12 protein-coding genes are annotated in these 20,717 nt (G+C 69.7%); 6 read left to right on the top strand and 6 right to left on the bottom strand.

Annotated elements, in window-relative coordinates:
• Positions 1-23: 23 nt before the first annotated feature.
• Positions 24-983, top strand: a complete 960-nt coding sequence (locus ACTMTJ_RS33690) for an SCO2521 family protein (RefSeq protein ID WP_441222696.1) — start codon at positions 24-26, stop codon at positions 981-983.
• Positions 980-1,969 (top strand): DUF6879 family protein, encoded by a 990-nt coding sequence (locus ACTMTJ_RS33685; RefSeq protein ID WP_441222695.1) that lies wholly within the window; start codon positions 980-982, stop codon positions 1,967-1,969. The genes ACTMTJ_RS33690 and ACTMTJ_RS33685 overlap by 4 nt, the downstream gene beginning before the upstream one ends.
• On the opposite strand, the gene ACTMTJ_RS33680 is transcribed toward ACTMTJ_RS33685, so the two are convergent.
• The 5 genes from ACTMTJ_RS33680 to asnB all read right to left on the bottom strand — a co-directional run bounded on the left by ACTMTJ_RS33680 (position 1,962) and on the right by asnB (position 8,651).
• Positions 1,962-2,930, bottom strand: a complete 969-nt coding sequence (locus tag ACTMTJ_RS33680) for an SCO2522 family protein (protein ID WP_441222694.1) — start codon at positions 2,928-2,930, stop codon at positions 1,962-1,964. The genes ACTMTJ_RS33685 and ACTMTJ_RS33680 overlap by 8 nt on opposite strands.
• The gene (locus tag ACTMTJ_RS33675; RefSeq protein WP_441222693.1) at positions 2,915-3,835 is read right to left on the bottom strand and encodes an SCO2523 family variant P-loop protein; all 921 of its coding nucleotides are present in this window, start codon (positions 3,833-3,835) and stop codon (positions 2,915-2,917) included. Before ACTMTJ_RS33675 ends, ACTMTJ_RS33680 begins: the two co-directional genes overlap by 16 nt.
• Positions 3,836-5,692, bottom strand: a complete 1,857-nt coding sequence (locus ACTMTJ_RS33670) for an SCO2524 family protein (RefSeq protein WP_441222692.1) — start codon at positions 5,690-5,692, stop codon at positions 3,836-3,838.
• Positions 5,693-5,725: 33 nt separating this feature from the next.
• Positions 5,726-6,574 carry an SCO2525 family SAM-dependent methyltransferase gene (locus tag ACTMTJ_RS33665; RefSeq protein WP_441222691.1) on the bottom strand — a complete coding sequence of 283 codons (849 nt, stop codon included), beginning with the start codon at positions 6,572-6,574 and terminating at the stop codon, positions 5,726-5,728.
• Positions 6,575-6,725: 151 nt separating this feature from the next.
• Positions 6,726-8,651: an asparagine synthase (glutamine-hydrolyzing) gene (gene asnB / locus ACTMTJ_RS33660; protein ID WP_441222690.1), complete on the bottom strand. Its 1,926-nt coding sequence runs from the start codon at positions 8,649-8,651 to the stop codon at positions 6,726-6,728.
• A gap of 65 nt (positions 8,652-8,716) precedes the next feature.
• On the opposite strand from asnB, the gene ACTMTJ_RS33655 reads away from it, so the two are divergent.
• Positions 8,717-10,162 carry an aminopeptidase P family protein gene (locus ACTMTJ_RS33655; RefSeq protein WP_441222689.1) on the top strand — a complete coding sequence of 482 codons (1,446 nt, stop codon included), beginning with the start codon at positions 8,717-8,719 and terminating at the stop codon, positions 10,160-10,162.
• A gap of 12 nt (positions 10,163-10,174) precedes the next feature.
• On the opposite strand, the gene pulA is transcribed toward ACTMTJ_RS33655, so the two are convergent.
• The gene (pulA, locus tag ACTMTJ_RS33650) at positions 10,175-15,469 is read right to left on the bottom strand and encodes a pullulanase-type alpha-1,6-glucosidase (protein WP_441222688.1); all 5,295 of its coding nucleotides are present in this window, start codon (positions 15,467-15,469) and stop codon (positions 10,175-10,177) included.
• Between the two features lie 83 nt (positions 15,470-15,552).
• Here pulA and ACTMTJ_RS33645 point away from each other — a divergent pair, with 83 nt between their 5' ends.
• The 3 genes from ACTMTJ_RS33645 (at position 15,553) to ACTMTJ_RS33635 (ending at position 20,717) form a co-directional block, all read left to right on the top strand.
• A complete protein-coding gene (locus ACTMTJ_RS33645) occupies positions 15,553-16,467 on the top strand; it encodes a serine/threonine dehydratase (RefSeq protein ID WP_441222687.1) in 915 nt (304 codons plus the stop codon).
• Positions 16,468-17,134: 667 nt separating this feature from the next.
• Positions 17,135-19,912 (top strand): aconitate hydratase, encoded by a 2,778-nt coding sequence (locus tag ACTMTJ_RS33640; RefSeq protein ID WP_441222686.1) that lies wholly within the window; start codon positions 17,135-17,137, stop codon positions 19,910-19,912.
• A gap of 145 nt (positions 19,913-20,057) precedes the next feature.
• Complete coding sequence (locus ACTMTJ_RS33635) at positions 20,058-20,717, top strand: hypothetical protein (RefSeq protein ID WP_441222685.1); 660 nt, start codon at positions 20,058-20,060, stop codon at positions 20,715-20,717.

The following is a 20,717-nucleotide window of genomic DNA, read 5'->3' as shown; positions in this document are numbered from 1 at the left end:
CCGCACAACGTGCGGTCCAATCGATGCATCGTCCCCCGGTCGCTGGAGGCGCGATGCTGACCCTCGGCGAAGTCCACACCGGATTCTTGCGAAACTCCACTTCGGTATCGCCAGGCCGATCCGCCCACGTGCTCCGCCTCGTGGAGGGCGAGCGCGTCCGACGATCGGCCCGCCCCTTGCCGTACGCGGTCTCTCCCGACGTGCTTCGCGGCGTGGATTGCAAGCTCGTGGCCGCGTCCAAGGCCCGACACCGCGCGATCGGCACCGTGGTCACCCGCGCCGCGATCACCGGGGGGCACGTGCTGCAAGGCTCCGCGTTCACCAGGGTGATTTGCAGCGAGACCGACCGCCGCCTTTCGTGGCCGCACTACCTGACCCGCCCCGGCATCGTGGAGGCGCTGGGCAAAGTGGACTCCACCGACCTGGCCGACGGCTTCCTCTCGGAGGCGTATCCGCCGGACAGCCTCGACCTTGGCGCGATGTGCACCGAGGTCATGCATCAGGTGCAGACATCGTCCGAACTGGACCAGAAGGCGCCGCTTCGCACGCAGCGAACGCACCTGCGCTGGGCCGCGATCGACGGTGACGACGAGCACCTGGTCCTGTTCGCGATCGAGGAGCGTGGCCTGCGCACCCTGCGCCTGCGCGGCGACAGCCGCGACACCGCCGCGATCGCCGAGGTGTGTGCGGACATCGCGCTACACGACTGGCTCCTGACCTGCCTCCAGTCGCTGATCGAAGGGAGCGACATCGGCGCGGTCGACCGGGCCCAGGTGGTCCGCAAGTTCGGCCCGGCCATCGACCACCTGCTCCACCTGTGGATGCCGGCCGCGCGGGTCGATCGCGACGTCTGGGAGGCACTGGAGCGACGACCGGGGATGACCCGGCAGTGGGTGGCCTCGGTCAACCGCATCCGCGACCAGCTGGCGGCCGGCACGATAGTCATGCTGAGCGAATCGGTGGCGGGCGCGGGTAGCTCATGACGAGGGGCGACGTCCGGGGGCGGATCCTGCGCAAAGTGGGGCTCACGCTGCTCACCAGTGGCATCGCCTACTTCGTGACCAACCTCGCCGACCAGCCGGACATCTACGCGGTGCTGCTGGGCGCGTTCGTAGGTGGGGTCACCCTCGTCGTCGACTTCCTGGTCGAGTTCGACAACCGGCTCTCCGCGGTCGAGGCGGGGCTGACCCGCCACGCGTCCGAGACCGAGTCGTCGGTCCGCGAGCGGTTCACCGCGGTCGCGCGGACGGTCGAGGAGAAGTTCACCAAGATCAACGAAGCGACCGAGCTATTCGGCCTTGTCGAGGCGTCCGCTATCCGCACCGACCTCGTGACGCAACTGGTGCGCCACTCCACACGAATCGACGTCACCTCCCCGGCGATCGTCTACGAGTTCGCCCAGTCGGAGATCGCGCGGATGTCGGCGTTCCTGCGGGAGTTCGGTGCCGGCTCCGACGTCACATACGACGGGGAGGACCGCGACTGGCTGCTCGGCCTGGCCCGCACCGCCAACTCCACGATCGATGCCACAAGCCTGACCACAGTGGACGCCGGGGGCGCCCGGTTCACCGACGACGGCCTCTGGCACAGCGACCTGGGCCAGCGCTACCTGGAGGCGCAGCGCGACGCGATCCGCCGCGACGTGGCGGTTCGCCGGGTCTTCATCGTCGACCAACCCGGCCTGACCAAGGACTCAGGTCTCCGGACCGTGTGTGCCCGCCAGGAGGAGATCGGCATCCAGGTGCGGATCCTCGACCCGTCGGCCAACCCGCGGCTGCGCAAGAGCTCCCTGTTCGACTTCGTCCTCTTCGACCGGGTGATCAGCTACGAGACGACGCCCGCCTCACGCATGGAGGGCGACTCCAAGCCGACGATCGTCAACACCCGGCTGGTGCGCCGGGTCAGCCGGGTCAACGACCTGATCAAGCAGTTCGAGGAGCTGTGGCTGGCGGCCGAGCCGGTCACGTGAAGGCGTAGGAGAGGCGGTCGACCAGGTTGGCGGGTAGCCGCACGCCGTCTCGCTCCGCCGACTCGCGCAGCTGCCGGATGACGTCCTGATCCGGCCACACCTGGCTGAGGATGGTCCGCACGCCAATCTCGATCGGCAGGAAGCGACTGGACAGGACCGACATGGTCGCGTAGGCGCTGAACGGCGCCGCGGTCGGATTGACCTTGATCACCGCGGGCAGCTCGTCCCAGTCGTCCGGCCACTCCTCGGTCCACGGCTGCGGCACGGCGACCGGCTCGCCCTCGTTGCGGAGCATGCCGAGACGCAGCAGCTGCCACACCGCCGCGAGGAACGAGCACGACCACGTGCGACCGCCCCGGCCCTCGTCCCACAGCTCGATGTCGACGAAGACCGAATGGCGGTTGGCCGCGTTTTGCACCGGCGGATGCCACTTCATGACGCTCCCCATGGCCTCCGGCGAGCCGCTGACCGGCGACCGTTGACCGTTGGAAAGCCAGCCCGACTCGGTCATGGGGGGCCGGGCACCGTTGGTGTCCGGCGGCGGATCGGGCACGATTCGCCCCTCGACCAGGCGCGCGAGCGGCACGCCGTCGGCCTTGGCGCAGCCTGACTCGCGCGCCAGGTAGTCGATCTCGAGGCCGCTCTCCCTGGCCAGCTCGAGCACATCCGGCACGACGGCCGCCGGCGACCTGAACCGGGTGAAATAGTCGTCGACGAGGAAGCAGGTGCTGATCCGGGGTCGCTTGCCGGGCAGGCTGTCGGCGCAGGTCTGGCGCGCGGCGGCGGTCCACGGGACGACGCGGCGGAAAAGCTCGCGCAGCCGCTCCGGCCCCTGCACGAAGTCTTCCATGTAGAGGTGACCGAGCTCGATCGAGAGGTGCGAGAGAGGCACCCGCTTGACCCGCCGCTCCGCCGCTGCCTCCCGGAAGATGGCGTCGGCGGACATCAGAGTGTCACCCAAGCCGCATCTTCGGTCAGGCGCTTCGCGAGTGTCTCGAACGCGTCGACGGTATCCCGGTTGGCGATCTGCCGGGCGTACACGTCGTTGTCGGAGATCAGCTGCTCGCGCCACTGAAGCACCGGATCCAGCGGGATCGCGCCGAGCATCGTGGTGCGTCCGACCTTGCGCGCGCTGGCCAACTCCTGAAGGTCGCGGTTGCAGTCGCGGAGCCAGGCCACCTGGGAAGAACGGAGGCCGGCGAGCTCCTCGGAGTTGGGATCGACGACGGCCGTGCGGACGTAGCGGATCGCGTCGCTGAGCCGCTGCGGGTCGTGGCCCCGGTCGCGCCCCACCTCGATGATCCCCCGCTGCCCGTGGACGAGGCCGTTGGCCGCGATGATGTGCTGCCGAGTCCAGCGGTGGAAGACCAGCCAGCGGGCGGTCACCGACTGCATCTCCGGCGCCGCCGTCGCGGCGAGCACCATCTCCGTCGCGTACGACCGGCCGGCGCTCAGGTCGAGCAGGCAGAGGTCGAACTCCTCGTCGAGCCGGCGGAGCAGCCGGATGCACCGCTTGACGACGTCGCCGTCGATCGAGAACTCGCTGCCGCCGGCGTCACCGGGGTAGAGCACCAACCGCCCCGCGCCGGGCGGGCGGTGCCGGAGGCTGGGCCGGTCGGAGTCGGTCCAGATGTCGAGCGCCAGCGGGTCCGAGACACGACCCAGCATGTACGAGTGGAGCCCGTTTCCGGTCCGCACCCCGCGCATGGCGCCGTCGACGTTGAAGATGGTGCCGGCGGTGGGCGAGCCGAAGTCGAAGTCGAGGTAGCAGACGTCACTGCCTTGCAGCGAACGCCGGTACACGACGTTGCTGCTGGTCACCGACCGCCCGGTGCCGCCCTTGTCGGAGGTCGCGAAGACAAGCACTCAGTCCGCCTCGAACACGTTTTGCCGCGCGGCCGCGAGTCGGTCGAGCTCGCGCAGCACGTCGCTGGCGAGCACGTACGCCGTGCCCGGCCGGTCACTGAGCAGCTGGCGGGCCCGGCGCAGGCTGGCCCGGGCGTTTTGCAGTGCGTGCCGCAACGCGGGGCCGGCGTCACCGCCACCACCCATGAGCTCCTGGTCGAAGAGGTGGTCTGCTTCGTTGAGCAGCTCACCTGCCAACTCGGTGAGCCGCTCACTGCGCAGCGGTGAACGACTGACGAGGTTGGCCGCGGTGACCAAGCACTCGACGACGCGCTCCGTGTAGTACCACGAAGGGGCGTCGTCGCCGCCGGTGACCGACTCGAACGCCCCGGCCGGCCGGTCCCACAGGTCACGGCCGTTGCCGTCGGTGAGGCGCCGCTTGACCAGGTGATCCCAGACCATGTCGGCCTGGGCCAGCAGCCGTCCACGCAGGTCGGGGTCGCGGACCAGACCAGCCACCTGGAGCGTGCGCTTGAGCAGCAGCGGCGAGTAGTCGGACGCGAGCCAGGTGAGCCGGGGCCCGCCCAGCTCCTCGCTCCCCTCCAGCTCGAAGGTGAAGCCTGGTGCGTGCAGGCTGACCGCCGCATCGCGCGCCAGCGGCCGTCGCGTGACACGACCCCGGTTGGCCAACTCCTCCAGGACCCGGCCGACCCGCTCGAGATCCACATCGGACCCCCGCCGGCTCTCCAGCTCCTGGACCGTCACCGCGCTTACCAGGAGACTCAGGTAGTCGTTTTCCATCTCGTCCGTGGTGCGCCACGGGATGTCCTCCAGCGGCCAGCGCACCGGATCGAACGACGCGATCGTCGCCCAGTACTGCTGGGTGAGGTCCCACCGGATCTGTAGCGCCCGGGACAGCCGCTGCTGCTCTTCGTTGAGCAGGCCCAGGATGCGGGTGCGCTCGGAGAAGAGGGCCGCGATGCCGTCGAGGGCGACCACCGTGAAGTAGAGGTAGGGGGCCTCCTGTGCGACGCCGTCGGCCTGCTCGCCGATGTCTACGTCGGGATCGTCAAGCTTGATCTTCGGCGCGTTGGCGACGATGCCCCAGGACCAGCCGCACTCGAAGAGACGGTTGGGGTTGTCGAGGTCGAGCACCTGCTGGGCACCGGAACCGATCGTGACCTCGCGCAGTGTGGCGCTGACCTGGCGGAGGGCTCGCCGCACCGAGTCGACGACCTGGCGGCTGGGAAGGCCCGTCTGGTTGGCCGTGCGGACCAGTGCACGGCCGGCCCTGGAGTCGGCGTCGAACACCGAAACGGTGAAGCTGCGCAACAACCCCACCATCGCGGCGGTCAGCCGCGTGCTGGCCAGCTTTTCCAGCGCGTCGACCTCGCCGCGGATATCCTCCCGGCGCAGCAACTCGGCACGGAACACCCGGAGGAAACCGATCGTGGCCAACGCCAGGGTCACCGACATGGCGAACGAGTCGACCACGTCGAGGGCCGCCTGCGCGTGGGTCGGCTCCTGGTCCGGCGCCGAGCTGCGGAAGTAGCTGTCACCGGAGAAGATGGGCGTGCCGGCCGGATCGGTATAGCGCTCCATGTAGTCGGTCAGGACACGGACCAGCCGCTGCGGGACCTCGACCGGGTCGCCGAGCAGGCGCAGCGCCGTGGCGACGTCATCGTCGGTCGCGTTGGGCTGGTCGATGCCGAACGACTCGACCGAGGTGGCCGGTGTCATCAGGCAGAGCAACTGCTCCGCGTCGCTGATCGAATTGGCCCGGTCACGACCGCCCCATGTCCACTTACCGTCCTGGAGGGACGATCGCGCGGTCGCCCGCCACACCTCAAGTAGCTGCTGCCGCGGCTGCATCCTCATATGTCGCGACCACCGTCCCGCAGGGCGTATCCGTCAGCTTTTCGACGCCGTACCCAGAGCAAGGATCATCGTGCCGTGATAGCCCTCACGCAGCGGCTTTTCACTGAGAACCTGATGCAGCTCGAGGTCAGGAGCCAGGCCGGTCAAGAACTCCTTGACTTGTCCGATGGTAACGGGAACCGCGGGAAAATGACATGCGCCTACCTGGTAGCCGACAGAACCCTCCATGAAGGCGGCGGCGAACGGCGCGCCGGGTTTGAGGCTTGTGAGGAATGCCCGCGTCGCCTGCTCGAACTCGCGCTGGTCGGTGGTCAGCGACTCGGCGACGAAGAACATGGTGCCGACGTCGAAGCGCGCCTTGGGCAGATCAAAGATGCTGCCTTTGTGGACGTCGACCCGCCGGGTGAGCGCGGAGCGCGGGTCGTCGACGACGGGGACCGGCCCGGCGCCGCCGGACGGCCGGCGCGTGCGGATCGCGTGCTTCCAGAAGACGTCCCAGGTGGACCGGAACGATCGCAGCTCCCTGCGGAGCCACCGCACGTTGGCGGCGGAGTACTCCCACAGAGTGATGCGCCGGCAGTACGGCAACATCGCGAGGGCGGGGTAGAGGTTGGTGCCGGGACCGACGTCGAGGCCGACGGCCGTGACCGGAGCCGGGCGGCGGCGGAGCCGGTGCCAGAGTCGCGTAACCGGCCCGAGCCGGGCACCCACCGGCGGGTTCGCCGCGAAGTAGGCCGCGACCCGCTTGAGGATGTCTTCGTCGTCGTCACGAAGCGTGCTGTAGTTGTTTTCCCAATATGCGTCGGCGTCGAACTCGTCCCACGGCGCTTCGCTGTTGCTGACCCGCGTCTGGTCGTCCGTGGTGGACCCTGAATTGATCAAGGTCCGGTCCTCGGCACGGCGAACCGCCGGTGCCTCCATACTCGACTCTCCTCTATGGGAACCTAGGGAAACTTTCACCGTACTACCTGGAGATGAAACCTCAGAACCCGCCAAATTGCGGTCTGAGCCAGACGGAGCTAAGCACACGCCCCTAGACCGTCGCTCGAAGGGCGGGTTTCGCGAGGAGGGCGGACGGGTTCCGCTCGATGCCCGGGTCGATGGACCGATCGACGAAGACGCCATGCCAGACGCAGAAGACCAGCACCGTCCACACCTTGCGGGAGTGGTCGGCCTCGCCGCGGCGGTGTTCTTCCAGCAGGTTCTGCGCGTAGCCAAGATCAAGCAGCTCGCCCGCGCCGGAGGTGGCCAGCAGGTGCCGGGCCCACTCGTACATCTCGCCGCGCAGCCACACCCGGGTCGGCGTGGGGAAACCGAGCTTGCGCCGGTTGACGATGGGCGGCGGCACGACGCCGTCGAGCGCGCGGCGCAGCGCGTACTTCGTGGCGGTGGAGCGCGGCGGCAGCTTGAGCTCGACCGGCAGCGTGGACGCGACCTCGAAGACCTCCTTGTCGAGGAACGGCACGCGCACCTCCAGCGAATGCGCCATGGAGATCCGATCCGCCTTGACCAGGATGTCTCCGCGTAGCCAGGTGTGCAGGTCGACGTATTGCATCTTGGTCACGTCGTCGAGGTCGGTGCACTCGGCGTAGATCGGCGCCGTCACGTCCGTGTACCGCACCGAGCCGTCGTTACGGCGCATGAGCTCGCGTTTTTCCGCCTCGGCGAACATCCGGGCGTTTCCGTAGTACCGGTCCTCGATCCGCGTCGTCCCGCGTTCCAGGAAGCTCTTGCCTTTGACCCCCTGCGGGATCACCCGGGACACCGCGCGCAGGCCACGCTGCATCGGGTCGGGCAGCCGCTGGACCGAGTTGAGCGACAGCGGCTCGCGGTAGATCGTGTATCCGCCGAAGAACTCGTCCGACCCCTCGCCGGAAAGCACCACCGTGACGTGCTCGGCCGCCTTCTTCGCGACGAAGTAGAGCGGCACCAGCGACGGGTCCGCGACCGGGTCGTCCAGATGCCAGACGATCTTGGGTAGCGCGTCCATCATGTCCTGTGGCCCGATCACCGTCGGGATCGTGGTGACACCGAGGTGGTGGGCCGAGTCCTGGGCCACGCCGATCTCCGAGTACCCGTCCACGTCGAAGCCCACGGTGAAGGTCAGGATGTTCGGGTTGAACTCGCGGGCCAGCGCCACGATCGCGGTCGAGTCGATGCCGCTGGACAGGAACGCGCCGACCGGCACGTCGGCCCGCATGTGCACCCGCACGCTGTCGCGCAGCGTCTCGCGGATCCGGTCGTACACCTTCTGCTCCTCGTCGACCGGCGCCGGGCGGAACACCGGCCGGTACCAGCGCTCCACCTCGACGCCACCGGCCGCCGTGAAGCGGAACAGCTCGCCGGAGCCGAGCCGCTGGATGCCCTCGTGCAGGGTGCGCGGCTCGGGCACGTACTGGAGCGTGAGGTAGTGCGAGAGGCTGGCCGCGTCGACGGGGAGCGGGCCGGCCAGCTCCAGCAGCGCCTTCTTCTCCGAGGCCAGGTAGACGCCGTCCGGAGTGTCCATGTAGTACATCGGCTTGATGCCGAAGTAGTCGCGGGCGCCGAACGCCTTCCCGGCCAGGCGGTCCCAGATCACGAACGCGAACATGCCGCGCAGGCGGGTCAGCACCCGCTCGCCCCAGTGGTGGTAGCCGGCGACGACCACCTCGGCGTCGCCCTGGGTCTTGAAGATCGCGCCGCAGTCGCGGATCAGCTCCTCGCGCAGTTCCAGGTAGTTGTAGATCTCGCCGTTGAAGGTCAGCAGGTAGCGGCCGTCGGCGTACGGAAGCGGCTCGTGGCTCGACTCCACGTCGATGATCGACAGGCGCTTGTGGGCGAAGACGGCGTCGTCGTCCACGACCTGGACGCCGGTCTCGTCCGGCCCGCGATGGTGTAGGCACTCCAGCGCGCCCGCGACAGCGTCCCGGTGGGCGCCCGCATCGCCCCGGGTGGAGAAGAAGGCCAGAATTCCACACATATGCACCATTCTGGCACCGGGTAACGTCAGACGCTGGGAATCCGGGATTACGGGAGAGTCAAGAGATGAGCGACGAGAAGCCGAGGACGGAATCACACGACCCGGACTATCCGGAACAGCTCCTGGAGTTCATGCGCACCGGCTGGCGCGACGACGCCGTGCCGGTACCCGAGCGGCCACAAGCCGCCCACCACGCCCGCCGCCGGGCCGCCGTCTCCGCGGCCTTCCCCGGCGAGATCATCGTCGTGCCGACCGGCCCCGAGCGGGTGCGGGCGAACGACAGCAACTACCCCTTCCGGCCTGGCAGCGACTTCGCCTACCTGACCGGCGACTACGACCCCGGCAGCGTGCTGATCCTGCACCCGAGCGGCGACGCGGTCCTCTACACCAAGATCCGCGCACCTCGGGAAAGCGACGAGTTCTTCCGCAGCCGCGACGGCGAGCTGTGGGTCGGGCGCCGCCAGACGCTCGACGAGAAGGCCACCGAGCTGGGCATCCGCACCGCGCCCTTGTCCGAGCTGACGGCCGCGCTGGCCGACTGCCCGCCGGGGCGCACCCGCGTGCTGCGCGGCTTCGACCCGGTGGTGGACGCGGCGGTCCTGCCGTACGACACCGAGGAGGCCGGCGCCCGCGACGCCGAGCTGGGCCGGGTGATCTCCGAGCTCAAGCTGGTCAAGGACGAGTGGGAGATCGCCCAGCTGCGCGCGGCGATCGACGCGACCGTCCGCGGCTTCGAAGACGTCGCCCGGATCCTCCCGGCCGACCGGGGCGTCTCGGAGCGGCTCGTCGAGGGCGTCTTCGGCCTGCGCGCCCGCCACGACGGCAACGGCGTCGGCTACAGCTCGATCGTCGGTGCCGGCGCGAACGGCACGATCCTGCACTGGATCCGCAACCACGGCACCACCGTCCCCGGCGAGCTGCTGCTGATGGACATGGGCGTGGAGGGCCACCACCTCTACACGGCCGACGTCACCCGCGTGGTCCCGGTCTCCGGCACGTTCACCCCGCTCCAGCGGCAGGTCTACGACATCGTGTACGCGTCGCAGCAGGCCGGCATCGAGTTCATCAAGCCCGGCGTCGCCTTCCGTGACGTACACCTGACCTGCATGCGGGTGCTCGCCGAGGGCCTGCACGCGCTGGGCGTACTGCCGGTGAGCGTCGACGAGGCGATGGACAAGGACTCGACGCTCTACCGCCGGTGGTCGCTGCACGGCTTCGGGCACATGCTCGGCATCGACGTGCACGACTGCGCGCGGGCCCGCAAGGAGAAGTACCGCGAGGGCGAGCTCGACGAGGGCAACGTGCTGACCGTCGAGCCCGGTCTGTACTTCCAGCCCGAAGACGAACTCGTGCCCGCCGAGCTGCGCGGCATCGCCGTCCGCATCGAAGACGACGTGCTGGTCACCGCGGAGGGCGCGGTCGTCCTCTCCGACGGCCTGCCGAGGCGCTCGGCCGACGTCGAGACGTGGCTGGCCGCCCAGCGGGAGGCGGGCGGACCCCGCCTCCCGTAGGCACCGCTCCGGCTACGAACGCACGAACACCGCGACGCTGCGCGCCGGCACCGTGAAGGTGCCGGTCGAGCGGTCGTACGAGGCGGTCCGCAGCACCGGGTCCGCGGACCGCCTCAGCACCGGGTGCGGCGCGGCGTCCACCCCGCGCATGCCGGGCACCGTCTGGGTGGCGGTAGAGGTCGTGGCGTTGAAGACCACCGTCACCGCGCCGCCGCCGAGCTCCATCGTGATCACGCCGGGCGTCTCCCCCGGCCCGGAGAGTGGGAACGACAGCTTCTTCTGCACCTCGGCCGCCGTGCCGAGCGAGAACAGCGGCGACGAGGCCCGCACCCGGAGCAGCTCGGCGTACCGCGCCTCGGCCAGCCCCACCGCCGCGCAGTCCGGCACCAGCGCCGGATCGGCGAGCAGCGGGCGGGCGTACTGCCACTTGTCCTGGTTGTCGGCGGCCGGCGGCAGCCCGGCGCCAAAGCCGTTGCCGCCGGCGCAGTCCCACCGGATCTGGTTGAACCAGTCGCCCGAGTTGTACGAGTTGCGGTCGAGCGACTTCGAGCGCAGCCGCTCCGAGCCGGCGGTCACGAAGCCGATGCCCTGGCCGAACACGACCGTGGCGAGCGCGAGCACCTGCATGCGCGCCCGGTCGGTCGGGCCGGTCGCCTGCGGCAGCTTGTACGCCAGCGCGTCGTACAGGATCTCGTTGTCGTGCGCGTCGACGTACGTGACCGCCTCGCCGGGCGCCGCCGTGTAGCCGGCCGGCGAGCCGTTGTAGTCGACCTGCGCGCCGGTGACCACCGCACCAGACGAGGAGGTGAAGCGGTAACCGGCGAGGTTGCCGGTGAGCCCCACCTTGATCTGGTCGTGCTGGTGCAGCAGGCGGCGGCGCTGCTCGTCGGTGGAGCCGTTGACCGGGTCGCCGTTCGGATCGGTGTACAACCCGGAAGCGAAGCCCTGCTGCCGCGGGTTGGCGTCGAACGGGCCGCCGCCGCGCACCGCGTCGCGCAGGCGGTCGTTGAAGGTGGCGATGCCGGTGCCGGCCATGTTGGCCTGTGTCGCCTGCGTGAAGCGCGCTCCCCCGGCCACCTCGCCGAAGTCCCAGCCCTCGCCGTAGAGCAGGATCGCCTTGCCGTCCACGCCGTCGCGCCTCGGCGTAAGCCCGTCGAGCGCCTTTCGCACCGCGAGCATGTTGGCCCGCGGGTGGTGGCCCATCAGGTCGAAGCGGAAGCCGTCCACTTTGTACTGCCGGGCCCAGGTGACCACCGAGTCGACCACCAGCTTGCCCATCATCGCGTGCTCGGGTGCGGTGTTGGCGCAGCAGGTGGAGTTGGCGACCGCGCCGTCCGCCAGCAGCCGGTGGTAGTAGCCGGGCACGATCTGGTCGAGCACCGAGCGGTCGTCCACACCGGACGCCGACGTGTGGTTGTAGACCACGTCCATCACGACCCGCAGGCCGTCGCGGTTGAGCGCGGCGACCATCTCCCGGAACTCCCGGGTCCGCGCGGCGCCCGAGGGATCGACCGCGTACCCGCCTTCCGGCACGGTGTAGTGCAGCGGGTCGTAGCCCCAGTTGTAGCCGTCGCGTTCGGCGACCTCGGCGACGCAGGCCTGCTGCTTGTCCGAGTCCGGCGGCAGGGCGGGCAGGTCGCACGGCGGTGTGGCCTGGTCGGCCCGGCGCTCCGGGATCGTGGCGAAGTCGAACGCCGGCAGCAGGTGCACGTGCGTCACCCCGGCGTCCGCGAGCCTGGCGAGGTGGGTCGCGCCCGCGCCGCCGGAGAAGGCCGCGTAGGTGCCCCTCTGCGCCAAAGGCACGGTCTCGTCGGCGATGGAGAAGTCGCGGATCGACAGCTCGGTGATCTGGGTACGGGTCGCGGGCACCGGCGCGGGCTTGCGCAGCCGCTCCCACCCCGCCGGGCTGAGCGCCGGGTCAGCCAGGTCGGCGACGAGGCTGTGCGTCGAGTCAGCCGCGAGGGCGACCGAGTACGGGTCGGTGACCGAGGCGGTGACGACCCGCTGCGCGGCCGGCTGCCACGCCTCGACCCGGTACTTGTAGTACTTCCCCTTCCACGGGCCGGTCGCCGACCACACCCCGGACCTGCCGTCGCGGCGCATCGGCGTGACGCTCGGGCTGCCCGACGGGGTGTCGTACAGCTCCAGCGACACCGAGCGGGCGGTGGGCGCCCAGACCGCGAGCGTCGCCCGGTCGCCCTTCACGGTCGGGCCGAGCGTGGCCGTGGTGGCCCGGCCCGCGTAGACGTCGTCGAGCACGCCGGGGAGCTGCACGCCGGTCGCGGCGAGCAGCGTGCCTTCGTGGTCGCGCTCGGTCACCACGACCTGCCCGCGCAGGAGGTCCTCGACCTTCGCCTGGTCCTTCCTCGACAGGCCGAGCACCGTGTACTGCCACAGGTGCGGGAACCTGTCGCGCTGCTTCTCGGTCAGCCCGTTGCGCCGGGCGGTGAGCGGGATCCGCGCGAACGAGCCGGCCAGCTCGCCGTCCACGATGGACAGCCCGCCGGCCGGCGCGACCGCCAGCTCGTACCGCTTGCCGTCGGTCGACGGGATCTGCCAGGCGACGCTGCCCTTGTCGATCCAGTGCGCCCGCGCCTTGGACAGGTCCTTGTCGCCGCCGGCGGTCACCGGCACGGGAAGCAGCCGCCGCGGGGTCGCGGCCAGCAGCCACGCCTCCCGCCCCGCGCTGCCGAAGTCGAGTCGCTGGTCATCCGGCAGGTCCTTCGTGTCTCCCTTGTGGACGATATAGCTCAGCCCGCCAGCACCGGCGGCCAGCGGCACCTCGAACGTCACGCCGAACGCGTCCCGCGACGCCGGCTGGAGCGGGCTGGCCCAGTCGGTGGGGCTGGCGGCGCCGTCCCACACGTGCAGCCCCCAGCCGTCGTAGTCTCCGGCCGGCCGTCTGTAGTGGAGGATCGCCACGCCCTCCTCCACGGGCGGCTTGTCGTGGCTCGTCTCGACCGCCGGGTCGCCCTGGCGCAGCCACACCTCGCCGTGCTTGGTGACGTCGACGAACCGGTCGGCCTCGACATCCTTGACGCCGTCTTCGCTGACCACCAGGAAACCGACGCTCTTCGCGCCCGGCTTGAGCTTGACCCAGGCGAACCGCCCGTACTCGTCCTCGCCGGCGAACGGCTGCCCGGCCGGCCACTGCGTCTGCCAGGCCGGGTCGATGTCGCCCCAGGCGTAGAGGCCCCAGTCGTCGTACCCACCGGCCGGGCGGTTGTAGTGCACGACGAGCCAGTCGCGGCCGCCACCCTGCGGGGGTGTGGCCACGCTCGCCCGGGACCGCACCGACGCCGTCCTCCCCTCGCTGTCGCGGACGGTCGCCCGGTACTCCAGCTTCGCGCCGGCGGGCAGGCCGTCGAGGTCGTGGCGGACGCGGTACGGCGCGCGCCGGGCCGTGCCGAGATCCGTCCACCGACCATCGTCCACCCGCGCCTCGAACGAGACCGTCGCCAGCGGGTCACCGGTGACCTCGGCCACCACCTCGGCCTGGCCGGCGACCGGGGCGGCCGGCGCGGTGAGCGCGACCGTCGGGGCGGCGCCGGGCGGGATCGGCGCGGTAGCGCGGAAAACGGTGGAGGACAGCGGTGGCACCGTGATGGTCAGTCGTCCGCCACCGGTCGCGCTCCCCTGCCCGTACACCGTCGTGAAAGAGCTGGACCACGTGTCGACGGTGACCGTGCGCGCGGTGGTGGCGTTGTTGACGGCCGCGATGTATTCGACCCGCTCCCGCGGGTCGACGCGGGAGAACGCGAAGACGCCGGCGCCGTCGTCGGCGTGGCGGGTGACCTGTACACCGTCGCGCAGCGCGGGGTGGTCGCGGCGCAGCTTGGACAGGTCGGCGATGGCGCGGTAGATCGGATGGGCGGTGTCGAACTGGTCGGTGCCGTGGGTGCGTCCGGTGCCGAGCAGGTCGTCGTCGAGGTAGTCGGGCGTGCGCGAGGCGAACATGTCCTGCCGCGCGTCCTTGTCGCCGCCCGGCCCGGTGAAGCCCTGCTCGTCGCCGGAGTAGATCACCGGCTGCCCGCGGGTGAGAAACATCAGCTCGTGCGCGAGCACGTCCCGGCGCAGGTGGGTGGCGGGGTCGGTGCCGCCGCCGGCGACGAACGAGCCGATCCGCCCCATGTCGTGGTTGCCCAAGAACGTGGGCAGCCGGGTCGCGCCGGTGTCGCGGGCGGTGTAGAGGTCGTCGGCCGCGTACAGGTCGGCCAGCGTCCGCGCCGGCGCGCCCTGTGCCGCGTAGCCGCGGGCCACCTCCTGGAACGGGAAGTCCAGCGTGGCCGGCAGCTCACCCTCGCGGACGTAGCGGGAGGTGACGGCCGGGTTGGCGTCGAAAACCTCGCCGAACATGAAGAAGCCGTCGCCCGCGACCTTGTCGATCCCGTCGACGAAGCGCGGCCAGAAGTCCATGTTGACGTGCTTGGTGGTGTCGATGCGGAAGCCGTCGACGCCCATCGAGGTGACCCAGTCGGCGTAGATCTTCGTCATGCCCTCGACCACCTCGGGCCGCTCGGTCCACAGGTCGTCGAGGCCGAAGAAGTCGCCGTACTCGCTGTTTTCACCGGAGAAGGTCGAGTCGCCCCGGTTGTGGTACATGGTCGGATCGTTCAGCCACGCCGGCACCTTGACTGTTTCGTCGGCCTTTGTGGGAAAGACCGGGGTGTATGGGCCGGCGTTCCGGTCGACCTCGGGAAACGTCCGCGTCCCGTCCGCGTAGTTGCGGTCCTCGAAAGGGCGGCCCCGCGCGTCCCGGTAGGGCTCGGTCGCCTTGTCGACGTAGCCGTACCGGTCCTCCGCGTACCGGATCACGTCGGCGGTGTGGTTGGTGATGATGTCCAGGTAGACCTTTATGCCACGCCCGTGTGCTTTGCGGATCAGCTCGCGCAGGTCGGCCTTCGTGCCGAAGTGCGGGTCGAGGTCGGTGAAGTCGGTGATCCAGTAGCCGTGGTAGCCGGCGCTGTCCGCCTGGACGGGCCGGTTCTTGAAGACCGGCGCCATCCAGATCGCGGTGGTGCCCAGCCCCTGGATGTAGTCCAGCTTGTCGATCACGCCGCGCAGGTCACCACCGTGGTAGAACCCTTTGTCCGTCGGGTCGTACCCGGTGGCGAGCCGGTCGCCCGCCAACCCGCCGCGGTCGTTGCGCGGGTCACCGTTGGCGAAGCGGTCGGGAAGCATGAAGTAGAACTGCTCGGCTTTCGTGGTGATCTCGTGCTTGGCTGGTGGTGGTGTGGTCGCTTGGGCTGGTGCCGGGGCGGTGCCGAGGAGGAGTGCGGCGACGGACAGCAGGACGGTGCGTTTCATCGACGGCCTTCCTGGGTTCGCGGGGTGCCCGCACGCTAGCCCTTGCAGAAAGATTCTGCAAGATGTTGCAAGGAGTGCCTGAAGTGATCGAGTTGGTACTGCCCGTAGCCGGCGACATCGCGGCGGCCGCCGGGCGGATCGGGCCGTACATCCGGCGCACGCCCGTCTTTCCCGCCGTCGTGGATGGACGGCCGGTGACCTTCAAGCTGGAACACCTCCAGCTCACCGGCTCGTTCAAGGTCCGCGGCGCGCTCAACGCGCTGCTCTGCTCCGGCGCGGCCGCACCGGTCGTCACCGCCTCCGGCGGCAACCACGGCATCGGGGTCGCCACCGCCGCCGCCCGGCTAGGCGTCCGCGCCACCATCTACGTGCCCGAGACCGTCCCACCGGACAAGGCCGCGCGCATCGCCGCCACCGGGGCCGACGTGGTTTACCACGGCAGCCGGTACGCCGAGGCCGAAGCCGCCGCACGGGCACACGCCGCCCGCGACGACCTGCGCTACCTGCCGGCCTACGACGATCCGGACGTGGTGGCCGGCCAGGGCACCATCGCGCTGGAAATCGCCACCCAAGCCCCCGAATGCGACACCGTCGCGGTAGCGGTGGGCGGCGGCGGCCTCATCTCCGGCATCGCGGTGGCCTCCCCACCCGGCACCGCGATCGCCGGCGTCGAACCCGAGCACTGCGCCTGCCTCCACGCCGCGATCGCCGCCGGCGAACCCGTGGACAGCCCGGTCGACTCGGTGGCCGCGTCCGCACTGGGCGCGACGAGGCTGGGCCGCATCCCGTACGCCATCCTCCGCGACGCCAACCTGCACCTCGCCCTGGTCGAGGACAAGCGCATCCTCGCCGCCCGCGACCGCCTGTGGGACGAGTTCCGCCTGGCGGTCGAGCCGGCGGCGGCGGCTCCGTTCGCCGCCTGGCTCGCCGGCGACATCCCCGGCGACCACCCGTGCCTGATCCTCTGCGGCGCCAACGCGCCTTGGAGTCCTTTCTAGAGCTACCGCGGCGTCCGTCGTGGTCGCTCTCCGTTGCTCCCGCGGCCTCACCCTGGTTTTGGGGTCGCGGTTACCCCTTCCAAGCCTCCGGACCATCAGGATGGGTGGCAGGCGAGGTGGGGTGGGGGCGCGCCGGCCGGCTGTTGCGCTGAGTAGTGGAAGATCTCCGCTGATTTGTCCGCTTGTCCAAACCTGATGGGCGCCGCCTCAAAAGATCGTGGTATTTGTTTGCCCCTCTGGGGGCAATTCCGTACCACGATCCGTTGCTGTGACTGGTGACCGTCGTGGTTGGTCGCTATGTCTCACCCGATTCGCTAACGCTGCGTTAGACGGCCGCGCAGCCTGACCCGCGTGATGATCGTTCGCCCGAAACCGACGGCGGCACGGCCCACCACGCGCCCGCGCCCTCCTGATGGTCCAGAGGTTTAAGGGGTAACCGCAACCAACAGCGAACGGTGAGTCCGCAGGAGCAACGGCATAGACCACGGCGGACGTCGGGTAGCTCAAATCTTCAAAACAACCCCGGGGCGACGCCGGCGCGACGGCAAGGTAGGCTGGGGTCGGCAACAAGACGGACGTACGGTTTCTAAGGGTTGCCTTACCGCAGCGGCGGGCACCCCTGTGCGAAAGACTGGTCAGTGGACGACACGGCAGGAGGGAGTACGACGTGGCGAGTCTCGACAGTTTCGGTGCCAAGGACCGGCTCGACGTCGGTGACGCGAGCTACGAGATCTTCGCGGTCGACAAGGTGGACGGGCACGAACGGCTGCCCTACAGCCTGAAGATCCTGCTCGAAAACCTCCTCCGCACCGAAGACGGCGCCAACATCACCGCCGACCACATCCGGGCACTCGGCGGTTGGGATCCCGCCGCCGAGCCGAGCGTGGAGATCCAGTTCACGCCCGCGCGCGTGCTGATGCAGGACTTCACCGGTGTGCCCTGCGTGGTCGACCTGGCCACGATGCGCGAGGCCGTGCGCGACCTGGGCGGCGACGCCGCCAAGGTCAACCCGCTGGCGCCGGCCGAGCTGGTCATCGACCACTCGGTCATCGCGGACCTGTTCGGGCGGGCGGACGCGTTCGCGCGCAACGTCGAGCTGGAGTACCAGCGCAACCGCGAGCGCTACCAGTTCCTGCGGTGGGGACAGACGGCGTTCAACGAGTTCAAGGTGGTCCCGCCGGGCACCGGCATCGTCCACCAGGTCAACATCGAGTACCTCGCGCGCACCGTCATGGAGCGCGGTGGCCAGGCCTACCCGGACACGGTCGTCGGCACCGACTCGCACACCACGATGGTCAACGGCCTCGGCGTGCTCGGCTGGGGTGTGGGTGGCATCGAGGCCGAGGCGGCGATGCTCGGCCAGCCGGTCAGCATGCTGATCCCCCGCGTGGTGGGCTTCAAGCTGCACGGCGAGGCACCTCCCGGCACCACCGCCACCGACCTCGTCCTCACGATCACCGAGATGCTGCGCAAGCACGGTGTAGTGGGCAAGTTCGTGGAGTTCTACGGTCCGGGCGTGGCCGCCGTGCCGCTGGCCAACAGGGCCACGATCGGCAACATGTCGCCGGAGTACGGGTCGACTGTCGCGATCTTCCCGATCGACCAGGAGACCATCAAGTACCTCCAGCTGACCGGCCGCGGCGAGCAGCAGGTGGCGCTCGTCGAGGCGTACGCCAAGCGGCAGGGCATGTGGCACGACCCCAACACCGAGCCGAGCTACTCGGAGCGGCTGGAGCTCGACCTCTCCACGATCGAGCCCTCGCTCGCCGGCCCCAAGCGCCCGCAGGACAGGGTGCCGCTGGGCAGCGCGAAGACGCTGTTCCGGGGCGCGCTGACGAGCTACGTGCAGGAAAGCGGCTCGGCCGACGAGGCCTCCGAGGAGTCCTTCCCGGCCAGCGACCCGCCCACCTACGGCCACGTGGACGACCCCGCCGACCAGCCGCGCGACCTCATCTCGGCCGCCGCGGGCGCCAACGGTCGCGCCTCGAACCCGGTGCGGGTGACCGGTGAAGACGGCACCGAGTTCGAGCTCGACCACGGCGCGGTGGTGATCGCCGCGATCACCTCGTGCACCAACACCTCCAACCCGCAGGTGATGCTCGGCGCCGCGCTGCTCGCCCGCAACGCGGTCGACAAAGGACTCAACCGCAAGCCGTGGGTGAAGACCACGCTCGCTCCCGGGTCCAAAGTGGTCATGGACTACTACGAGCGGGCCGGCCTCACGCCCTACCTGGAAAAGCTCGGCTTCCACCTGGTCGGCTACGGCTGCACCACCTGCATCGGCAACTCCGGCCCGCTGCCCGAGGCGATCTCGGCGGCGGTCAACGAGGCCGACCTCAGCGTGGTGTCGGTACTCTCCGGCAACCGCAACTTCGAGGGGCGCATCAACCCCGACGTGAAGATGAACTACCTCGCGTCGCCGCCGCTCGTGGTGGCGTACGCGCTGGCCGGCACGATGGACATCGACCTGGCCAACGAGCCGCTCGGCTTGGGCTCGGACGGGCAGCCGGTGTTCCTCAACGACATCTGGCCGAGCCCCACCGAGATCGAAGACGTGATCGCCAAGGCGATCGCGAGCGAGATGTTCACCCGTGACTACGCGGACGTCTTCGCCGGCGACGAGCGGTGGCAGTCGCTGCCCACGCCGACCGGTGACACGTTCTCGTGGGACGGCGACTCGACGTACGTGCGCAAGCCCCCGTACTTCGAGGGCATGGCGCCGGAGCCGACCCCGGTGACCGACATCGCGGGGGCGCGGGTGCTGGCCCGGCTCGGCGACTCGGTGACTACCGACCACATCTCGCCGGCCGGTTCGATCAAGCCGGACTCGCCCGCCGGCAAGTACCTGGCGGAGCACGGGGTCGCCCGGCACGAGTTCAACTCGTACGGCTCCCGCCGGGGCAACCACGAGGTGATGATCCGCGGCACGTTCGCGAACATCCGGCTGCGCAACCAGCTCGTCGAGGGCGTCGAGGGCGGCTTCACGGTCAACCACCTCACCGGCGAGCAGACCACGATCTACGACGCCTCGGTGGCGTACCAGGAGGCCGGCATCCCGCTGGTGATCCTGGCCGGCAAGGAGTACGGCTCCGGCTCGTCCCGGGACTGGGCGGCGAAGGGCACCATGCTGCTCGGCGTGCGGGCGGTCATCGCCGAGTCGTACGAGCGGATCCACCGCTCCAACCTCATCGGCATGGGCGTGCTCCCGCTTCAGTACCCGACCGGCGAGACCGCCGAGACGCTCGGGCTGGAGGGCACCGAGACGTTCACCATCACGGGCGTCGAGCGGCTCAACGAGGGCACCACGCCGCGCACGGTCAAGGTGACCACCGACGCCGGTGTGGAGTTCGACGCGGTGGTGCGGATCGACACCCCGGGCGAGGCCGACTACTACCGGCACGGCGGCATCCTCCAGTACGTACTGCGGAAAATGCTGGCCAGCTAAGCTAAACGAGCAGAAATGCCCCGGCCGTGGACAGCGGCCGGGGCATAGCCTTTTGAGCCGGCAAATAGATCCCTTCGAACGCTATGTCTCGTAACAGTAACGATCCATACTGACCAGCACGCTGGGCCTACCGACAGGGGGCGCGATGCTGGTGAAACGGTTGGTAATCCCATTCGCCGCGGTCGCGCTGCTCGTTGGAGCCTGCGGCGCCCCCCAGTACGAGTACGTCAAGAACTCGGAGCAGCAGACCTACTTCAAGGTGCCGAGCTCCTGGAGCAAGGTCGACCAGAAGGCGCTCGACCAGTGGGCGGCCGGCGCCGACCCCGACTCCGCCACCGCCAAGATCCGCGATCAGCTGATGTGGACCGTGGCGTACGACGCGGACGACGAGCCCGCCGTCTCCCACGTGTACGGGCTGTTTCCCACGCCTGAGCCGGTGGCCTGGGCGAAGGTCGAGCGGCTGCTCCCCGAGCAGAGCGACGGTGTCTCGTTCGACGCGCTGCGCAACGCGGTCATGCCGGTCACCGAAGACGCCCGTGAAGCGGCCGCGGCGGCGGGCTCGACGCTGACCGACTTCGAGCTGCTGAAGGATGACGTCATCACCCCGGAGAAGGGCCTGCACGGCGTGCGGGTCGTCTTCAACTACGCGCTGCTGGGGCAGCTGCACACGTTCGACCTGACAGCGCTGGTCAACGACGACGCGAGTCTTCTCTACATGCTCTTCCTCCGCTGCTCCGCCGGCTGCTACGCGGACCGCATGGACGAGATCCAAGAGGTCGTCACGTCCTTCACCGTGAGGAGCTGA

Source organism: Phytohabitans sp. LJ34 (assembly GCF_052068095.1).
Lineage (GTDB): Bacteria > Actinomycetota > Actinomycetes > Mycobacteriales > Micromonosporaceae > Phytohabitans.
The sequence above is the reverse complement of the archived record's forward strand: the minus strand, read 5'-3'. Positions and strand labels throughout refer to the sequence as shown.

Bases quoted from the DNA above. Each gene is read 5' to 3' on its own strand.
- ACTMTJ_RS33690 (WP_441222696.1), top strand. From the start codon at position 24: ATGCATCGTCCCCCGGTCGCTGGAGGCGCGATGCTGACCCTCGGCGAA.
- ACTMTJ_RS33685 (WP_441222695.1), top strand. From the start codon at position 980: ATGACGAGGGGCGACGTCCGGGGGCGGATCCTGCGCAAAGTGGGGCTC.
- ACTMTJ_RS33670 (WP_441222692.1), bottom strand. From the start codon at position 5,692: ATGAGGATGCAGCCGCGGCAGCAGCTACTTGAGGTGTGGCGGGCGACC.
- asnB (WP_441222690.1), bottom strand. From the start codon at position 8,651: ATGTGTGGAATTCTGGCCTTCTTCTCCACCCGGGGCGATGCGGGCGCC.
- ACTMTJ_RS33655 (WP_441222689.1), top strand. From the start codon at position 8,717: ATGAGCGACGAGAAGCCGAGGACGGAATCACACGACCCGGACTATCCG.
- pulA (WP_441222688.1), bottom strand. From the start codon at position 15,469: ATGAAACGCACCGTCCTGCTGTCCGTCGCCGCACTCCTCCTCGGCACC.
- ACTMTJ_RS33635 (WP_441222685.1), top strand. From the start codon at position 20,058: ATGCTGGTGAAACGGTTGGTAATCCCATTCGCCGCGGTCGCGCTGCTC.